We start from the raw sequence: 15,871 nt of genomic DNA, 5'->3' as shown, positions 1-15,871 counted from the left end.
ATGCCAGTTGCAACGATCACCCTCGAGTCGCTCCTCCACGGCCAGGTCGTCGACACCGTCGTCGTCTCCTCCCCGAACGACGACTTCCTCGAGGGCGACATCATCCTCGACACCGAACCCGACGGGATCTACGACGCCGCGTTCACCGCGCGCACCGTCACCGCCGCGTTCGCGCCCGGCGGTCGCATCATCGGCGACTCGATCCCGATCCGCGAGCTCACTCTCCCGTTCCACCTCACGCCCGCGTCGCGGCCGCGGTTCCAACGCCTGTGGGGCACACCGGGGAACTTCCGCAAGGTCCGGTACCACTACGACGGGCCGAGCGGCCGCCGGTCGCTCACGCTGCGCCTGTCGAAGCAGGTCGCCTACCAGACGGAGGACGGGTTCGACGCCGCCATCGACGACGCCTATCACGCGGTCGCGGTCGCGCTCGCCGTGAACCCGATGTTCGAGGGCACCGAGGACGTCCAGGCGTGGACCAACCCCGACGACCGCTTCACCGTCAAGATCACCGCGACGGGCGGCACGTTTCCCCTCACGTTCGGCGGCAACACCACCGCGGGGATCGCGTACAACGCCGCACCGGCAGCCGTGCAGTCCGCCCTCGAGGCCCTGCCGAACGTCGGCGCGGGGAAGGTCACCGTCACCGGCACCGCGGGGAACTACCTCGTCGTGTTCGCCGTCGGCACCAACGGCGTCCTCACCGGCTCGGCGTCGAACCTCACCGGCCTCGGCAAGAAGGTCGACATCGACTACGCGCCGAACACCGGCTGGTTCGAGGTGTGGAACCCGACCGACCAGGACCTGTGGAACGAGTGGGAGCTCGACCCGGCGAAGGAGTGGCAGTTCCCCGACTTCGCGTTCAACGGCGCCGAGCGCAAGTGGAACCGGCCCATCGGGTCCGACGCCGCGCGGATGATCGTGACCCCGGAGCTGACGCAGATGCTCTCGATCATGTCCGACCCGCTGATGGACACGTACGTGTCGGCGGACCTGTCCAACGCCGCCGGACTGTTCAACGGCGTCGAGCCGGTCTACCCGGTGCCGCAGTACACCGGCACCGCCGACGATCCGATCCTGATGCCGGTGGTGTGCCGCGGCCCGGCCGGCGCGAAGGCGTCGCTGTCGATGCGCCGGTTCTGGTCGGCCGAGAGCGGACTCGAGGCCGCAGCATGACAACCGCGACGTACGCCGAGCCGTACACCGGCACCGACCACGCCGACTTCCGCGAATGGGCGCGCGAGCTCCGCGACTACCGCATCGAGCGCGCCTACGATCGCCCCGTCATCGAGTTGTACGACGGCAACTGGGTCTTCCGCGGCCGCGTCTACGGCGAACTCGGCGGCAGCTTCGGCCTGATCGTCAACGAGACCGGCACCATCCAACTGCGGCTGCCGATCGACCTCGACGACCGCCGCGGCACGTGGGCCGCGTTCTGGGCGCTCGACGAGGAAGCCCGCGGCACCAGCAACATCCACGTCATCATCGAGACGATGGGCGCCCGCATCGCAGGGCGCATGAAGCCCAAGGACGGCGTCACCCTCACCCGCAGCGACCAGGGCGACGAGGTCACGATCGACTTCCTCGAGGACACCGAGGAGTTCAAATACATCCACACCGCCGGGAACCCGTTCTTGCCGATCAGCTTGATCCAGCAGCCGAAGGCGTGGATGCTCCCGCTGCAGGCCGACCACGGGCTGCTGCTGACCCTCGCCGCGAACATGCCGCGCCTGCAGCTCGCGAACATCAACGTCGACGGCATCCTCAAGCTGCTCAACCCCGCGAACTGGACGATCGAGGGCGCCCTCGACGGGCTGCTCCACCTGTGGCACGAGTCGCAGATCGTCATCATGCCGCGCCACTTCGGGGACTCCGTCGCGCCGCTCGCGCTGATCGTCGGCAGCATCAACACGAGCTGGTTCGACGTGGCCGCGCCGATCCTCGAAGACGCCGAGCTGCAGATCGTCACCCGCCGCTGGAAGAACGGCGACCCCGAGCCGTGGCCCGGCGCCGGCACCAACTGGCGGCAGGGCCAACTGTTCGTCGGCATCGAGGACAAGTCGGCGTTCCGCAGGGGCACCAGCATCGGCGGCAACCTCCTCACCGGGTTCACGCGCACCATCGCCGACGTCCTGTCGAACCACGTCGAGGACAGCTACGACCTGTTCACCGGGGAGACGATCGACGAGACCGGCTACCGGCTCCCCGGCAAGCTGTTCACCGCCGCCGAGCACCCCTACGTCGTGTACCGCGACGCCGACATCACCGGCATCCTCACGTCGTCGTTCTCCCGCGGCCCTGGCGGGCCGTGCCGCATCACCGTCGGCGGCCAGTCGATGCCCGGCGTCAACGAGCTCATCAGCGCGCTGGTGCAGTACGGCGGCGACGTCCTCGGCGACAACCTGTCCGCGGCGATCTCCGCGGGCGTCGGGTTCTCCGTGTCCGTCGGCTCCCTCGGCGGCGCCCTCGACTCGTTCCTGAACCCGATCTACAAGGACAGCATCCTCGCGCACATGAGCGTGCCGCTGCTCCTGCGCGCACAGCGGCAGGGATGGGGCCACTACCTCGAGACCACCAGCACGAACGTCACGCAGGCCTTCACCGCCGCGTCCGTGATGGATCTGCGCGCGCGGCGCCGCGAGACCGACCCCGACACCGCGTTCACGCTGCAGGTCGCGAACGCGCTCCCGTGGCTGATCGGAGACAACGGGTTCGGGCACTGGTGGCTCGGCGACCGCGTCGGCGGCACCTCGAAGTACCTGATGCCGCGGGTGTTCGTGCGCCGCAACCGGAAGCTGTCCGGCTCGTGGGACGGCGGCAAGGGCATCGCCCTCGAGGCCGAGTTCGGCGCGACCCGGAACTCGAAGGACGCCATGGAGCGGATGACCGAGCTCGTCGCGAAGGCGATGAGCGGACTGCAACAGATCGGACTGTGGTGATGAATGAGCTGACCCCGGAAGTGGTCCGCGACGAGCTGCTCGCGGGGCGACGTGTCCTGTACGTAACCGACTCCGAAGCGCGTGATCGTGACGCGCTCGAGGCGATCCGCGCGCTGCTGCCGGACCACCTCGTGCGGAAGGTGTCCCGCGGGTACCGGCAGCACGAGATCGAGTGCACGAACGGTGGTCGCGTGTGGTTCGTCGCCGCGACCACGTCGGCGGCCCGCGGGTGCCAGGCTGACACGCTGGTGCTCGACACCTGGCGTGAGGACGTCCGCGCGTCCGTCCTGCCCGTGCTGTGCGGCGCGGCCGCGCCGCGCCTGTTCGCGCAGCGGCGCCCCCTCGTCGAGGAGGTGCTCGGTGCCTGACGACCTGACCCCCGAAGCCGCGAAGGCCATCGCCGACCAGGTGATCGACGAGACGGTCATCCCGAAGAAGGTGCCCGCCCTCGACGACATCGAAGGCCAGAAGACCGCGCTCGCCGGCGCGCTCGCCTCCGCGCTGCTCACCGCGACCGAGATGCCGATGCACATGCTGCAGCCCTACGTTGCCGACCTCGCCTCGCAGATGGTCGCGTTCGGCGTACGCCAGACCGACCAGATCGACTCGACCGCGATCCACGCGCCGACGTGGATCACCGACGGCGTGCGGCAGGAGGCCGTGCAGCTCCCCGAGCAGCCGCAGCCCACCGAGGCCGAGCCCTACGTGGCACGCACCGCGACCGCGCCGGCCCCGCCGAAGAAGATCAAGGCGGCCGCCCGGGCGGTGTCGCTGTGACCACTCCCGGTGGCGTCACGAACCTGCCGACCGGCGCGCTGACGCTCGAGACGATGCAGGCCCGCCTGCAGGACATGTCCGGCGGCGCGATGCGCTCCCGCGCCGGCGAACGGTTCCCGTCGATCATGGGCGGCTCGTCCGGCGGTACGCCGCTGTCGGACTTCACCCCGTTCGGCATCCTCACGCGGATCTGGGCCGAATTCAACAGCGCCGTCGCCAACGCCGATCCCGCCGACATCAACGGCCCCGACGACCTGCCCGAGCTGCTCCTCAGCTTCATCGAGAACCTGCCCGTCATCGGCGAGTTCGTCGGCCTGCTCGAGGCGATCCTCGGCACCTACGACGGCGACGACGAGGTGCTCCTGCAGATCCAGGCACTGTTCGGGTTCCTGCGCCCCGACGGAAAGCTCGACGCGAGCTTCCTATTCGGCGAGCTACCGCAGGTGATGCTGCGCGCGATCCTCTCGCTCGCGACGGGCGGCCTGCTCGGCAACGTCGAGCTCGGGCAGCTCTGGCGCCCCGCGGCCGGCCAGGAGAAGAACTGGCTCGAGCCGTTCGACACCCCCGAGTCGATCAAGACCGACACCGACCCGAACTGGTCGCACGACGCCACCGTCGGCCGCACCGCGCCCGGCAGCGCCAAATGCGCACTCGACGGCACCGAGCACGTCCAGACGTCCGAGGCGATCGAAGCCGCCCCCGGGCAGCCCCTCGACATCGGCGGGAAGCTCCGCTGGGACAACTTCGCCGGGACCGGCGGCCCCGCGTTCGTCCTCCGCACCCTCGCGTACAACGCCGGCGACCAACTCCTCGGCAGCCAGCAGATCGGCGCGGTCACGCCGTCGCCGGCGAACGCTCCCGACTTCGAGGCCGGCATGGCGGGATCGTGGGCGCCGCCCGCCAACACCGCCTACGTGCGCGTGCGTATGGAGTGCACCACCGCGGCCACGGGCGGCACCGTCAACTGGGACGACCTGTGGCTGCGGAAGCCCGCGCAGAACCTCCCGCAGGCGTGGATCTCAGGCCTCGTCGAGGACCTCGGCAACCTGTTCGGGTGGCTCGAGACCTGGATTCAGCACGGACTCAACGCCCTCGGCATCCCGATCGTCGGCGACTTCTTCCAGCAGATCACGGACCTCGCCGACGGATTCGGATCGTGGCAGGCGCAGACCGACGGGACGCAGGCGGACCTCGACGACCTACTGTCGGGCCTCCTCACCGATCCGGTGTCGGTGATCGGCGAAATCCCCAAGGCCCTGATCGGCGACCTCGACGACGCACTCGACCTGCTGCTCCCGAAGACGGACTGGACCAAGTTCCTCAGCGGATTCACCGCTGCCGGGAACAACGGCACCGCCCCGTCGACGGGCATCCCCGCGCTCGACGGGCTGATCAATTCGTTCCTCGGCGTCCGATCGACCGCCACAGGTGCACAAGAATCCGTGTCCGCGGTCGCCTCCTCGGCCCTCACCACCGTGGTCGTGAACCCCGACGAGACGATCACCCGCACGGTCTACGCCCCGGGCAGCTACACCTGGAGCCGGCCGGCACCGTCGTCCGGGAAGAAGATCACCAAGTTCGGCATCCACGTCATCGGCGCTGGCCAGGGCGGCGGCAAGGCTGCGAAGGGCAACGGCCAGGGTGCCGCAGACGGCATCGACGGCGGCGCCTTCTACCTTGAGGTGCTGCCCGCCGACATGCCGGCGAGCCTGTCGGTCGTCGTCGCGAATGGTGGCGCGGGCGCCACGTCGACAGGCCCCGGGGCGATGCCGAGCGCGACGCGCGTCATGAACGGCGCGACCGTGTTCGCCGAGGCCACTATGGGCGCCGCGTTCGCGAAGCTCGTCGGCGCCGTTCCCGTCCGACTGGAGACCAAGCCAGGCCGCGGCGGCCGCGGCGGCGACGCGCTGCTCAAGGACATCACCACCGACAGCAACGGCGCGGTCACCGGCAAGTCGTACAGCCGCGGCGACGGCGAGGACGGCGAATCCTGCGCAGGCGGCGTCGGCGGCGCAGGTGGCCGCTCGTCGGGCGGCTGGCTCGGTGGCTCCACCACAAACGCCGCCGCAGGTCCCGCGGCCCGCACGGACCCCGTGTACCGGTTCGGCGCCCCGGGTGGTGGTGGTGGATACGCCGGACCGAACTCCACGACACTGTCCGGTGACGGCGCGCCGGGAGGCAATCCGGGCGGTGGCGGTGGCGGTGGCGGCGGGTCGCCGTACAGCGGCCTCGGCGGCGGTACCGGCAACGGCGCCGCGGGCGGCCCGGGCGAGGTCACCTTCTATGTCTTCGAGGAACCGGCGTGACCGACGTCGCGCCCGGTGACGACGCCGCGTACCACTACATCGGCGCCTTCGACCCGCTGCCCGCCTCGCACCCGGACATGTACGCCGTGCACGAGAACGGCGACGACCTGTGCGTCTACCGCGACGGCCGATGGTGGCGCAGCCCCGCCGCGCTGGTCCGCGAGGTCATGCCCTGGTTGGTGCCCTGATGCCGTGGACCCCGTACCCGACGGGGCGGCTCCGGGCGGCCCGGCTCGGTTGGTCCCCCGAAGGGCCACCCCGCGAGACCGGTGGTGGCGTCCCCGGGTGGGACGGCGTCGCGCAGCTCATCGGCACCGGCACCAGCATCGGTGACAGCGCGGCCCGGGTAGCCATGAGCTCCCTCGGTACCGCGACCAGCATCGGTGACAGCGCCGCGACCGTCCTCGCCCATCTGATCGGCACCGGCACACCGCTCAGCGACAGTTCCGCCACCGTCCTCGCGCACCTCGCCGGCACCGGCACGAGCCTCGGCGACAGCGCGGGCCGCGCAGCTTTCCCGCTCACCGGCATCGGCACCAGCCTCAGCGACGCCGCCGCCACGATTCTCGCGCACCTGCAGGGCACCGGGATCAGCCTCGGAGCCAGCGCCGCCGCCGTCCTCGCCCACCTCGCGGGCGGCGGCACAGCCACCGGCGACGGCGCCGCCATGTCCGCGTTCTCCGCTCACGCGCCCGCGCGCACCGACATCACCGCCACCGGCGCGTACACCTACAACATCCCGGGATGGTCCCGGTTCATCGACCAGGTGATCATCGGCGGCGCCGCATCCGGGCAGACCGGCAGCGGCGCGATCGGCACCGCGGGCAAGGGCGGCAACGCCGCGATCTACGTGGTGCGCACCCTTGAGCGCGGCGTCGACATCCCGTGGTCGCAGTCGACGATCACCGGCACCGTCGGCACGGGCGGCGCGCAGGCCGCCAACTCCGACAACGCCGCGCCGAACCCCGGCGGCGACACCACCGCGGACTGGGGCAGCGGCAGCATCACCTCGCCCGGCGGCTCCGGGACCGTCGCGTCGGGGCAGAACGGCGCCAGCTCTACCACGACCACGGTGGCCGGCCAGAACTATCCGTCCGGTGCGGGTGGCACCGGCAACGCGGGCGCCGGCAGTGCACCAGGCGGCGCCGGGGCGGGCGGCAACGGCGGATTCTTCGGCTCCCGCACCCGCGGCGGCCCAGGCGGCAACGGCCGCGCATCCTTCTACGCACGTCAATCCTGAACGGAGACAACACTATGCCAGCTACAGACGCCGTCAACAAGCAGGTCTGCGACTACAAGGCGAGCCTCGGAAACGTCGTCAAGGTCCACGAGCAGGACCGCGACACCGTCCACGCCGCGTCCGGTGCCGGCGCGGCCGCGCCGATCGCCACCACGCCCGCGAGCGCGGCCACCACCTGGGCCGCGTCCGCGATGGGGTCCGGCGCCGACGCCGGGTACGCCGTCGCAGTCGGCTCGAAATGCGGGTACAGCCTGCCGCCGAACAAGACCGCGCGCAGCTACAGCGTGTGGAACGGATCCACGTACCTGTGGGCCGCGAACCTCGACTCGTCGCTCACGTCGAACGCGGAGGCGGTGCCGATCGACGTCACCCCGCGCACCCGCCACAAGGAGCAGTAGAACCGTTACCCCCCCCCCGAGCCCCGCGAGCACCAGCACGCGGGGCTCCCGCGTACCCGCAGGAGGTCCGCCATGCCCAAGCCCACCATCGTCCTCATCGTCCCCGGCACAGGAGAACCCGCCGCCGGGATGCTCGGCGGCGTCACCGCCGAGCTCGCCCGCCTCGCGCCCGGCCGCGTCGAGACCAAGGTGATCGACTACCCACGGCAGTACGCGCTGCCGATGAGCTACGGCCGCTCCCGCACCGTCGGAGAGACGAACCTCCTCGCCGCGGTCCGCGACTACGCGGCCCGCGGGTACCTGATCGTGATCGTCGGCTACTCGCAGGGCGCCGTCGTCGCCGGGAACGTCGCCGCGGCCCTCACCCCGGAGCTGGCCGCCGCGGTGGTTGGCGTGTACCTCGTCGCCGACGCGCTGCGCCCCCGCGGCACCGATAGCAACGGCGCCACCGAATCGCAGAACTTCAACGGGTGGGGCGTCGCCGGCCAGCGCCCGATCACGACGGTCCGCGCCCGCTGGTACTCGATCCGCGGCGACGTCATCTGCGACGCCACCCCCGATTCGCTGGTGCGCGACATCGCCGACTTCTCCGAGTGGATGGGCTTCACCTGGCAGGACGTCATCGCCTGGCCCGGCAAGCTCCTCGCCCTCGCGCGGAAGCAGGCGTGGCAGAACGCCGGATGGTGGCAGCGGTTCCGCCGCGACCCGGCGACGCTCCTCGAGCTCGCACCCCGCGGCGCCCGCGCCGCCGAGGAGGTCCGCGGCTACCCACACCTGCACACCCGCTACGGCGACCCCGCGTGGCCGATCCCCGGGATACGCCGCACCTACCTGCAGCAGGTCGCCCACCACATCCTCTACGACCTCGACCGGAAGGCAGCACCATGACCATGATCATCACGCGGCAGCGCGCGCAAGAGGTCCACGACCTCGCCCGTGCCCGCGCCGGGCTCCCGTACGGCTACGGCGGCGCGTTCACTCGCAACCCGCGCGACACCACCGACTGCTCGGGGCTCGTGCTGCAGACCGCGGCCTGGTACGGCGGCCGCGCCGACTGGCCCGGGAACCGCTACGGCTCGACCGAGTCGTTCCGCCTCAACCACCAGATCGTCTTCGACCTCGGGTTCAAGCGGCTCCCCGCGGGCGGCGTCGCCGCGCTGCCCTTCAAGCCCGTCATGCTCGTCGGCCTGCAGCACGGCGGCGGCGGGATCTACTCGCACACCGCGTGCACGCTGATGACGATGGACCAGCCCGGCGGGCCGGTCGTCGAAGCGGCGCGCGGCGTCGACTGGGAGTCCCAGGGCGACGGCGTCTTCCTCTACGACGGCGCCCGTGCCTGGAACGATCCGCTGTTCCACGACTTCTGGTACCTCGACGCCCGCCTCGAGCCCGCCGCGGCCCCCGTGGGGATGACGGTCGACACCCTCGCCGACGCGATGGGCAACAGCCTGCCCCGCGAGCGGTACGCCGCGCTGCACCCCGCGTTCGTCGAGGCCATGCGCGCCGCCGACATCACGAACGTCAACCGCGCCGCGATGTGGTGCGCACAGCTCGGCCACGAGTCCGGCGGCCTGCGCTGGATGGAGGAGATCGCCGACGGCTCCGCCTACGAGGGGCGCACGGATCTCGGGAACACGCAGCCCGGCGACGGCCGCCGCTTCAAGGGGCGCGGCCCGATCCAGGTGACCGGCCGCGCGAACTACACCGCGTGCTCGCAGTGGGCCTTTGGCCGCGGCCTCGTGCCCTCGTCGACGTACTTCGTCGACCAGCCCGCCGAGCTCGCCTCGGACCGGTACGGGTTCATCGGCCCGGTCTGGTACTGGACCGCGGCGCGCCCCCAGCTCAACCGCCTCTCGGACGCACGGGACCTCGACGGTGCCACCCGAGCGATCAACGGCGGCACCAACGGAATCGACGACCGGCGCGCGCGGTGGAGCAGGTGCCTCGCGCTCGGCGACCGACTGCTCCCATCCACCAACGACGGAGGTTTCCTCATGGACAACACCCAGTACCAGTCGCTGTACGTCGACCCCGACACCGGCCAGCGCTCGACCTTCAAGGCCGATCTGCCGACGTACGTGCTGCTCAACGACGCGAAGGTCGAGCAGATGCGCCTCGACAACAAGAAGCTCCGCGACGAGGTGGCCGAGCAGGGCCGCATCATCCGCGCCCTCGCCGCGGCCGCCGGGGTGAAGCCGTGAAGCGCCGCCCCGGTCTGATAGACCGCCTCCGCTTTCTGCCCGCCATGCCCGTCGACGCGATCCTGTCGCCGGTGCCAAACCGCGCGCGCCGCATCCTCAACTCCTGGCCGGTGACCGTGCTCGTCGACGGCCTGGTGTGGGTGCTCAACCTCCGCTCGATCGCACGGAAGGCAGGCCGGTGATGTTCAAGGACGCAATCCAGGGGCCGCTGCTCGCGCCCGGCTGGGTGAACCGGGCCGTCGCCACCGCAGGGCAGACCGCGCTCACCGTGCTGGTCGTGTTCCCGTCGACGCGCGAGGACCTGCTGCAGCTCGGCGCCGCCGTGCTGCTGACCACCGCGCAGTCGATCTTCAAGAGCGCGGCGAGCGCGGCCGACGTCGCGACCCTGCCGACGCTGCCGGTGATCGTCGCCGAGCGCGCCGCCAAGAAGGCCGCCCGTGAGGCCCAGCGGCAGGCCGACAGCATCGTCGACCAGGTGCAGGCGGGCGTACCGCTGCCGCACGAGCTGAACCAGGGCATCGACGCCGCGCAGGCCGAGGTGCGCCGGCGGCTCGGCTGGCCGTCGTGATCCGCATCCGGCGCGGTACGTGGTCGCCGCTGCTGCCGCCGCGCTACCGGTGGCCCACGATGTTCCTGCTCGTGTCGGCGTCGCCGGTCGCGGGCGCGGACTTCATGCTCGGCGAGAACGCGGCGGCGCAGTCCGTCGTCGAGCAGTCCGTGCCCGCGACGGTGTGGGGCGTCCTGTTCATCCTGGCCGGGGTGCTCGCCGTCGGGGGGTACGTCGCACGGTGGCCGCGTACCTGTATCACCGGGCTGCATGTGGCCGGCGTCCTGTGGTTCGCGCTCGCCGTCGGCGTCGGCTCATCGCAGATCGACGAGCTGGGCGGGTTCCGCGGCCCATGGGTGTACCTCATCGTGGCGTTCTCGTCGTGGCTGTCCGCGCTCGGCTACGCCGACCAGACCAGGGGAGTACGCCAGTGACCGCAGACGCGCCCGTGGGGATCCCGCCGCTCGTGTGGCTCGTGATCTTCCTGCTCGTCGGCCCGCCCGCGCTGCTATCGAAGACCGCCGCCCGCGCGCCCGGCATCCTCGGCGCGGCGGCGCGCTGGTGGCACAACCGCGAGCCCGCGACCGCCAGCTATCGGGTGTCGCAGTCCGAGATCAAGCGGCTCGAGGAGATGTACCAGGCGGTGCACGAGGACTACGAGGAACTCACCGCGCGCCTCGACCGGCTCGAGGCCGAGCTGACCGCGGAGAAGCGCCTGCGGTGGGACGCGATCGGCTACATCCGGGTGCTGATCGACTCGCACCGTCGGCACGCCCCAGACGCACCGATCCCGGAGCCGCCGGAACGACTCCGCGACCTGGTGTAGCCGTTGGTCGCGAGCATGAGAAACGGCCCCAAACTGTAACCGAGAATTACAGATTGGAGCCGCCTTAATCGTTCATGCTGACCGCAGTCGCCGCACGTGCACTCGCTGACTGTGCGGCCAGTTCTGCACCAGGCCCACTCTGGCTGCTCGCGCGAGCGCAGATCTGACGGCGCTGGGCTGGTCGTCAGCTCGGACGGTGGTACTCCACCCTCCGATGCGTACCCGCCAACCCATCATGCGGTATAGCGTACGCCTGATTTGCAGACACCGATTGACGCGGAAGACGTCCAGGCGCCAACGAGGCCACGCCACGGGCACGCTGCGATCAGTTCCGGTAGACAGGGAAGATGAGCGAACAACGAGAAATAGAGCCCAAGCGTCGTCGCAAGTGGCCGTGGATCGTTGGCGGGGTGGTCGCGGTTCTCCTCGCTTGGAGCATGAGCTGAGCGAACGCTATTGAGCGAGAACAGCGCACGAGAGCCGCGGGGCGTAGACTGAGGGTGAGTTGATTTCCCACCGGGATCCCCTTGGTGCTCTCGGCTTGCTCATCGGAATTCTGTTCCGGATCGGAGCGTCCTCATGACGCATCCACTTCCCCCTATGGCACCTGTCCCTGCGCGGTTCGAACTGAAACCGATCGGCTCGATCGTCGGCGCAGTCGACGGCGTCTGGTGGCCTCGCTCACGCGACCTGCATGACGAACTGCAGCAGGTATATCCGCTCCTCCGCGACCGCGTCTGCGGACTTGAGAGGGTGTGCTATCGCTATTCCAACTGGGACGCTGCTCCTCGGAAGGTGCTGATCGACGGCGATGTCGTTCGGCTGGACGGCTACACCACGCAGGAGCTCGACACAGTTCGATTCGTTGGAATCAAGTCCTCGTTGGTGTGCGCTCTGATCCCTCCAGGCACGGAACAGGAGGTCGCGGAGCTGGCCTCCGTGCTCGCCATGACCGGCGCTCTATCCCAGTTCGCGCACGCCTTCAACGTGAAAGCGGCTGAGACCACATCGAGGCTCCATCAACGGCAGGACGCTGAGCGCGTGTGGGACAACGAGGGCGGCCATGCACCGCCGGCTTCCCGAACAGCTCCGCCTGTCGCTGAGGTATCGCCATGAACGATCACCTGCGCATGGATCTGGACCCCATCACGACCTACCGCAACCTCGACGGCTCCGTCGAACGATGGTGGTCGGCCCGCACACTGACCCACCGCCAGGTCACCATCGAGACCACGATCAAGACGCTCAACAACAAGGCCGGCGACATTTCCGCCGCCGATGTCGAACTACTGGTCACCGACCAGAAGTCGCCGCGGCGAATCGGGATCCCGATCGCCGTCCTCGATAGCGTCATCGCAGCCTTGACCACCGCGCGCGATGACGCGAGGGCAGTCATTTCCACCGACCCGGGCGTCGAGTGAGATCACGCGCACAGCCCGGGCCCGAGGCCCTACGCCGACTCCTCAGCCGGGGACTCACCCGGGACGGAACCCCGACGCCGATACCCGGCCGAGTCCTCCTACCGCACAGGACCGCTCTCACGCGCGGGATCGACGGCGTGTGGTGGCCCCGCAGTCGTGATCTGCAGGCCGAGCTTCCGACCGTGCTCCCGTCGGTCGGGTTGAAGCTCCAGGCTCTCGAGTGCATCCACTTCAGCCCCGCGGATTGGACGACACGTGCCCGCCAACTCCCGGCGCGCGACGGCGACGCCATCGCAACCCGCCTTCTCGTCACCGCGGGGCTGGTGGTCTTCAGCGGCCCCCGAGTCGCGATCATCTACGCCCTCATCGCCCCTGACGCGTCCACATCGGCCGCGGAAGAGATCGCCGCCCGCAATCTACCCGCATGAGCGATGCACCTATCGCATCACGCCAGAGCGGAACGGTGTGAGCGATGCCCATCCGACCTCATCAACCGCCAACGAACATGGCGCGTTGAGCTCCCCTCACGCCAAGCACCGGTTGGACACCGGCACACAGCGCGTACGACTGGACCTCGACGAGGACCTGAAAGCCGGCCTGTGGTGGCCTCGCTCGACCGACTACGCTGCCGAGATCCACGACCTCGCCTACAGCTGCGGGCTGGCGCTCGGACGGAGCGTCGAGCGAATCACATTCGCATGGAACTACGAAACTGCCGGGCGACTTCAGGGGATGCACCTCAACGGTCTCGTCCTCGACGCCCCGGAGCGTGATCAGCCGCGCGAGGAGATGCGCGTGCAGGCGGACACAGGGCACATCCTCCGACTCACAGTCGTGCCGCCCACTAGGCACGGCGCAGGCGGTCACGTCGCGCACGCGCCGGATTGACCCCGCGCGGTGAAAGCGCCGCACCCATGGCAACGAAACTGGCCCCCGCCTTTCGGCGGGGGCCAGTGACCCGGTAGGTCGGTGTATCAGCCGCTAGGGGTAGAGCTTCGTTCCTTGCTCGCCGCGGCGGAAGAATTCGTCGACGGAGTGTCGCAACTTGTCCCACCAGGTAGGGGACTCGGTGCGATCTACGTCAGTGCTGGTCAGGGTAGGACCTGCACCGCGACGGCCTGGGGCCCGCGGTCGCCGGCCTCTGCGTCGAAGGAGACGCGGTTGTTCTCCTCGAGAGTGCGGAAGCCGCCGTTACTGACGATCCCGGAGAAGTGGACGAAGAGGTCCTTGCTGCCGTCGTCAGGGGTGATGAAGCCGAATCCCTTGTCGCTGTTGAACCATTTGACGGTACCTTGAGCCATGAAGATCTCCTGAAGTATGAATTGACAGGGCGCGAAGGATTCGGCCCTGGGCGTGCGGAGTTCTACGAAGTCGAAGTACAGACATACGGGAATTCGATGATTACCTACCGCGTGAAGTTCTCGCGAGCGTATCACCAAGAAACTCAACCTCTTTCAGAGTAGCACATGCGCAGCTGTTGCGCTGCGCTCGATCAGGGTGAATTGATTACCTCCTCCCCTCCGCGCGAACATCCGAAAATCCCCCTAGGCGTACTTCGCTGGTGCAGCGATGCCACCGGCAAGTCATCCGCAAGGCGTACCGTCCGCCGCATGGACCTAAGTCGGAGAGTCATTCGCGTGGAGCTGACGATCCGCACCTCTGAACCAAGCGACCACATCGCGATCCTCGACGTGCTCCTCTGGGAGGTCTCATGGACAACGCGCAACTGCATCGGCCGCGAACGGCGCTGGAATGCCAGTCACATCACCGAGAGAGGCGCACGCCGAACGGTGGCGAACCTGCTTACCGAGCGCGCGCCCGGCCTGACCGTCGAGGCGGTGTTCATCGACCGCACGTGATCGGGAACCGATCGGCGGGCTGGTGCGTCCAATAGGTATGAGCCTCGTCCGCTACGCCCGCACCCGACTCCGCGGTTGGTACGCCCTCGCGATGGCCGGCCGAGGCCGCAGCGCACCGCCCGCGCCCGAGCTCGACGCCCGCATCGTCGCGGCGATCCGTGCCGCCGCGGGGACCTACTCCCCCGAATCCTCCGCGAACGCCGCCGCAATAGCAGCGGCTGCGCGCTGGCCGGCCTCCCTGTCCAGGTGCCCGTAGATGTCGGATGTCGTCTTGATCGACTCGTGGCCGAGGTGCGCCTGCACAGTGGTGAGCGGCACGCCGGCCTTGATCATCAGCGACGCGCATGTGTGCCGCAGGTCGTGGATCCTCGGCCGCGGGACCATCCCGGCGACCGCCGGGACCCAGTACGTGGACCGGAACACGTCGATGTTCACGCGCGTCCCCACCGTCGACTGGAACAGCAGTTCGCCCGGCGCGCGCTCGAGCTCCGTCTCGACGGCGGCGAGTAGGTCCGCCGACACGTTGACTGTGCGCACCGACTTCTTCGACTTGGGCGGCCCGAGCCGCATCCCGTCGCCGCGGTTCTCCCCGTACTGCCGCTTCCATGCCTGCGTCACCCGAGCAGTCCGCGCCGCAACATCGACGTCAGACACTCGCAGTGCGGTCGCCTCGCTCCACCGCATCCCCGTCCCCGCGAGCCACATCACCAGGCCTTCGTACGGGCCGCATGCCTCGGCGATGGTTCGGACCTGCTGGGCGGTCAGGAACACCGGCTGGATGGTGCGCGAGGAGTCGCCCACACTGACGCCGTGACACGGATTCTTCTGCAGGTCACCGTCCTCGACAGCCCCGTTGAGCACGCCCGCCACGAACGCGAGGTGGTTCTTGACCGTCTTCCCGGTCTTGCCTGAGGCCTGCAGCCCTTTCACCCATCGCCGAACATCCGCCTTGGTCACCTCGTCCAGGGGCATCGCGCCGATCCCATCTCGAAGTGTCGCAACGTATCTGCGGTAGTTCCCCTTGGTCGCCGAGCTGGCGCTCGTCGACTCTTCGATGTGCTGGTCGAGGTACTGCGCGAGAGTGCGGACCGCCGGTGCATCTTCATCCGCGTCTTCCTCGGTCTCGCCGAAGGTCACCGCGAGCGCCTTCTCGACGCCGATCATGCCCATGAGCTGGGCCAACTCTTCCGCGCGCGACTGGTCTGTGAGCGTGACGGAGCGCTGTTTGCCCTGGTCGCGGTAGAGCACCGAGTAGGTAGTCACACCCTTGCGAGAGGTGTGTGGTCGCACGCTCGCCATAGGCCGAGGGTAGTGCGAGAACCGTTGATACGTCCACCAGATCTGTTGAGACGTGTCG

Annotated in this window: 21 protein-coding genes; 19 read left to right on the top strand and 2 right to left on the bottom strand. The window is 69.4% G+C overall.

Going from position 1 to position 15,871, the window contains the following annotated elements:
• The 18 genes from FK530_RS06765 (at position 1) to FK530_RS06680 (ending at position 13,543) form a co-directional block, all read left to right on the top strand.
• Entirely contained in the window at positions 1 to 1,176 is a 1,176-nt protein-coding gene (locus tag FK530_RS06765) for a hypothetical protein (RefSeq protein WP_146486233.1), read from the top strand.
• Complete coding sequence (locus tag FK530_RS06760) at positions 1,173 to 2,939, top strand: Gp37-like protein (RefSeq protein WP_146486232.1); 1,767 nt, start codon at positions 1,173 to 1,175, stop codon at positions 2,937 to 2,939. Before FK530_RS06765 ends, FK530_RS06760 begins: the two co-directional genes overlap by 4 nt.
• On the top strand, positions 2,939 to 3,307 hold the full coding sequence (locus FK530_RS06755; protein ID WP_146486231.1) for a hypothetical protein: 369 nt from the start codon (positions 2,939 to 2,941) through the stop codon (positions 3,305 to 3,307). Before FK530_RS06760 ends, FK530_RS06755 begins: the two co-directional genes overlap by 1 nt.
• Positions 3,300 to 3,716 carry a hypothetical protein gene (locus FK530_RS06750; protein WP_146486230.1) on the top strand — a complete coding sequence of 139 codons (417 nt, stop codon included), beginning with the start codon at positions 3,300 to 3,302 and terminating at the stop codon, positions 3,714 to 3,716. Before FK530_RS06755 ends, FK530_RS06750 begins: the two co-directional genes overlap by 8 nt.
• Positions 3,713 to 6,022, top strand: coding sequence for a hypothetical protein (locus FK530_RS06745; protein WP_146486229.1), 2,310 nt, complete (start codon positions 3,713 to 3,715; stop codon positions 6,020 to 6,022). The genes FK530_RS06750 and FK530_RS06745 overlap by 4 nt, the downstream gene beginning before the upstream one ends.
• Positions 6,019 to 6,210 carry a hypothetical protein gene (locus tag FK530_RS06740; protein ID WP_146486228.1) on the top strand — a complete coding sequence of 64 codons (192 nt, stop codon included), beginning with the start codon at positions 6,019 to 6,021 and terminating at the stop codon, positions 6,208 to 6,210. The genes FK530_RS06745 and FK530_RS06740 overlap by 4 nt, the downstream gene beginning before the upstream one ends.
• Positions 6,210 to 7,262, top strand: coding sequence for a glycine-rich domain-containing protein (locus tag FK530_RS06735; protein WP_146486227.1), 1,053 nt, complete (start codon positions 6,210 to 6,212; stop codon positions 7,260 to 7,262). Before FK530_RS06740 ends, FK530_RS06735 begins: the two co-directional genes overlap by 1 nt.
• Positions 7,263 to 7,276: 14 nt before the next feature.
• A complete protein-coding gene (locus FK530_RS06730) occupies positions 7,277 to 7,660 on the top strand; it encodes a hypothetical protein (RefSeq protein WP_146486226.1) in 384 nt (127 codons plus the stop codon).
• Positions 7,661 to 7,732: 72 nt separating this feature from the next.
• Complete coding sequence (locus tag FK530_RS06725; protein WP_146486225.1) at positions 7,733 to 8,548, top strand: alpha/beta fold hydrolase; 816 nt, start codon at positions 7,733 to 7,735, stop codon at positions 8,546 to 8,548.
• A complete protein-coding gene (locus FK530_RS26410; RefSeq protein ID WP_205124178.1) occupies positions 8,545 to 9,861 on the top strand; it encodes a glycoside hydrolase family 19 protein in 1,317 nt (438 codons plus the stop codon). Before FK530_RS06725 ends, FK530_RS26410 begins: the two co-directional genes overlap by 4 nt.
• Complete coding sequence (locus tag FK530_RS06715) at positions 9,858 to 10,043, top strand: hypothetical protein (protein ID WP_146486224.1); 186 nt, start codon at positions 9,858 to 9,860, stop codon at positions 10,041 to 10,043. Before FK530_RS26410 ends, FK530_RS06715 begins: the two co-directional genes overlap by 4 nt.
• Positions 10,043 to 10,429: a hypothetical protein gene (locus FK530_RS06710; protein ID WP_146486223.1), complete on the top strand. Its 387-nt coding sequence runs from the start codon at positions 10,043 to 10,045 to the stop codon at positions 10,427 to 10,429. Before FK530_RS06715 ends, FK530_RS06710 begins: the two co-directional genes overlap by 1 nt.
• The gene (locus tag FK530_RS06705; protein ID WP_146486222.1) at positions 10,426 to 10,842 is read left to right on the top strand and encodes a hypothetical protein; all 417 of its coding nucleotides are present in this window, start codon (positions 10,426 to 10,428) and stop codon (positions 10,840 to 10,842) included. Before FK530_RS06710 ends, FK530_RS06705 begins: the two co-directional genes overlap by 4 nt.
• Positions 10,839 to 11,234, top strand: a complete 396-nt coding sequence (locus FK530_RS06700) for a hypothetical protein (RefSeq protein WP_146486221.1) — start codon at positions 10,839 to 10,841, stop codon at positions 11,232 to 11,234. Before FK530_RS06705 ends, FK530_RS06700 begins: the two co-directional genes overlap by 4 nt.
• Before the next feature lie 600 nt (positions 11,235 to 11,834).
• Complete coding sequence (locus FK530_RS06695; protein WP_146486220.1) at positions 11,835 to 12,350, top strand: DUF5994 family protein; 516 nt, start codon at positions 11,835 to 11,837, stop codon at positions 12,348 to 12,350.
• Positions 12,347 to 12,655 carry a hypothetical protein gene (locus FK530_RS06690; protein WP_146486219.1) on the top strand — a complete coding sequence of 103 codons (309 nt, stop codon included), beginning with the start codon at positions 12,347 to 12,349 and terminating at the stop codon, positions 12,653 to 12,655. The genes FK530_RS06695 and FK530_RS06690 overlap by 4 nt, the downstream gene beginning before the upstream one ends.
• A complete protein-coding gene (locus FK530_RS06685) occupies positions 12,652 to 13,083 on the top strand; it encodes a DUF5994 family protein (RefSeq protein WP_223120211.1) in 432 nt (143 codons plus the stop codon). Before FK530_RS06690 ends, FK530_RS06685 begins: the two co-directional genes overlap by 4 nt.
• A gap of 37 nt (positions 13,084 to 13,120) precedes the next feature.
• Positions 13,121 to 13,543 (top strand): DUF5994 family protein, encoded by a 423-nt coding sequence (locus FK530_RS06680; protein WP_146486217.1) that lies wholly within the window; start codon positions 13,121 to 13,123, stop codon positions 13,541 to 13,543.
• Positions 13,544 to 13,746: 203 nt separating this feature from the next.
• Here FK530_RS06680 and FK530_RS06675 read toward each other — a convergent pair whose 3' ends face one another.
• Entirely contained in the window at positions 13,747 to 13,956 is a 210-nt protein-coding gene (locus FK530_RS06675) for a cold-shock protein (protein WP_068524311.1), read from the bottom strand.
• A 336-nt stretch (positions 13,957 to 14,292) separates the two neighbouring features.
• Between FK530_RS06675 and FK530_RS06670 the strand changes: the two genes are divergently transcribed.
• Positions 14,293 to 14,514, top strand: a complete 222-nt coding sequence (locus tag FK530_RS06670) for a hypothetical protein (RefSeq protein ID WP_146486216.1) — start codon at positions 14,293 to 14,295, stop codon at positions 14,512 to 14,514.
• A 174-nt stretch (positions 14,515 to 14,688) separates the two neighbouring features.
• Here FK530_RS06670 and FK530_RS06665 read toward each other — a convergent pair whose 3' ends face one another.
• On the bottom strand, positions 14,689 to 15,777 hold the full coding sequence (locus FK530_RS06665) for a tyrosine-type recombinase/integrase (RefSeq protein WP_158645038.1): 1,089 nt from the start codon (positions 15,775 to 15,777) through the stop codon (positions 14,689 to 14,691).
• Between the last annotated feature and the right edge of the window lie 94 nt (positions 15,778 to 15,871).

The sequence above is a fragment of the Tsukamurella conjunctivitidis genome, from assembly GCF_007858475.1.
GTDB lineage: Bacteria > Actinomycetota > Actinomycetes > Mycobacteriales > Mycobacteriaceae > Tsukamurella > Tsukamurella conjunctivitidis.
This window is presented reverse-complemented; position numbering and strand designations above follow the sequence as displayed.

Excerpts from the sequence above, each read along its gene's own strand:
- FK530_RS06760 (WP_146486232.1), top strand. The coding sequence starts at position 1,173 with ATGACAACCGCGACGTACGCCGAGCCGTACACCGGCACCGACCACGCC.
- FK530_RS06755 (WP_146486231.1), top strand. The coding sequence starts at position 2,939 with ATGAATGAGCTGACCCCGGAAGTGGTCCGCGACGAGCTGCTCGCGGGG.
- FK530_RS06730 (WP_146486226.1), top strand. The coding sequence starts at position 7,277 with ATGCCAGCTACAGACGCCGTCAACAAGCAGGTCTGCGACTACAAGGCG.
- FK530_RS06675 (WP_068524311.1), bottom strand. The coding sequence starts at position 13,956 with ATGGCTCAAGGTACCGTCAAATGGTTCAACAGCGACAAGGGATTCGGC.
- FK530_RS06765 (WP_146486233.1), top strand. The coding sequence starts at position 1 with ATGCCAGTTGCAACGATCACCCTCGAGTCGCTCCTCCACGGCCAGGTC.
- FK530_RS06725 (WP_146486225.1), top strand. The coding sequence starts at position 7,733 with ATGCCCAAGCCCACCATCGTCCTCATCGTCCCCGGCACAGGAGAACCC.
- FK530_RS06710 (WP_146486223.1), top strand. The coding sequence starts at position 10,043 with ATGTTCAAGGACGCAATCCAGGGGCCGCTGCTCGCGCCCGGCTGGGTG.
- FK530_RS06690 (WP_146486219.1), top strand. The coding sequence starts at position 12,347 with ATGAACGATCACCTGCGCATGGATCTGGACCCCATCACGACCTACCGC.
- FK530_RS06735 (WP_146486227.1), top strand. The coding sequence starts at position 6,210 with ATGCCGTGGACCCCGTACCCGACGGGGCGGCTCCGGGCGGCCCGGCTC.
- FK530_RS06695 (WP_146486220.1), top strand. The coding sequence starts at position 11,835 with ATGGCACCTGTCCCTGCGCGGTTCGAACTGAAACCGATCGGCTCGATC.
- FK530_RS26410 (WP_205124178.1), top strand. The coding sequence starts at position 8,545 with ATGACCATGATCATCACGCGGCAGCGCGCGCAAGAGGTCCACGACCTC.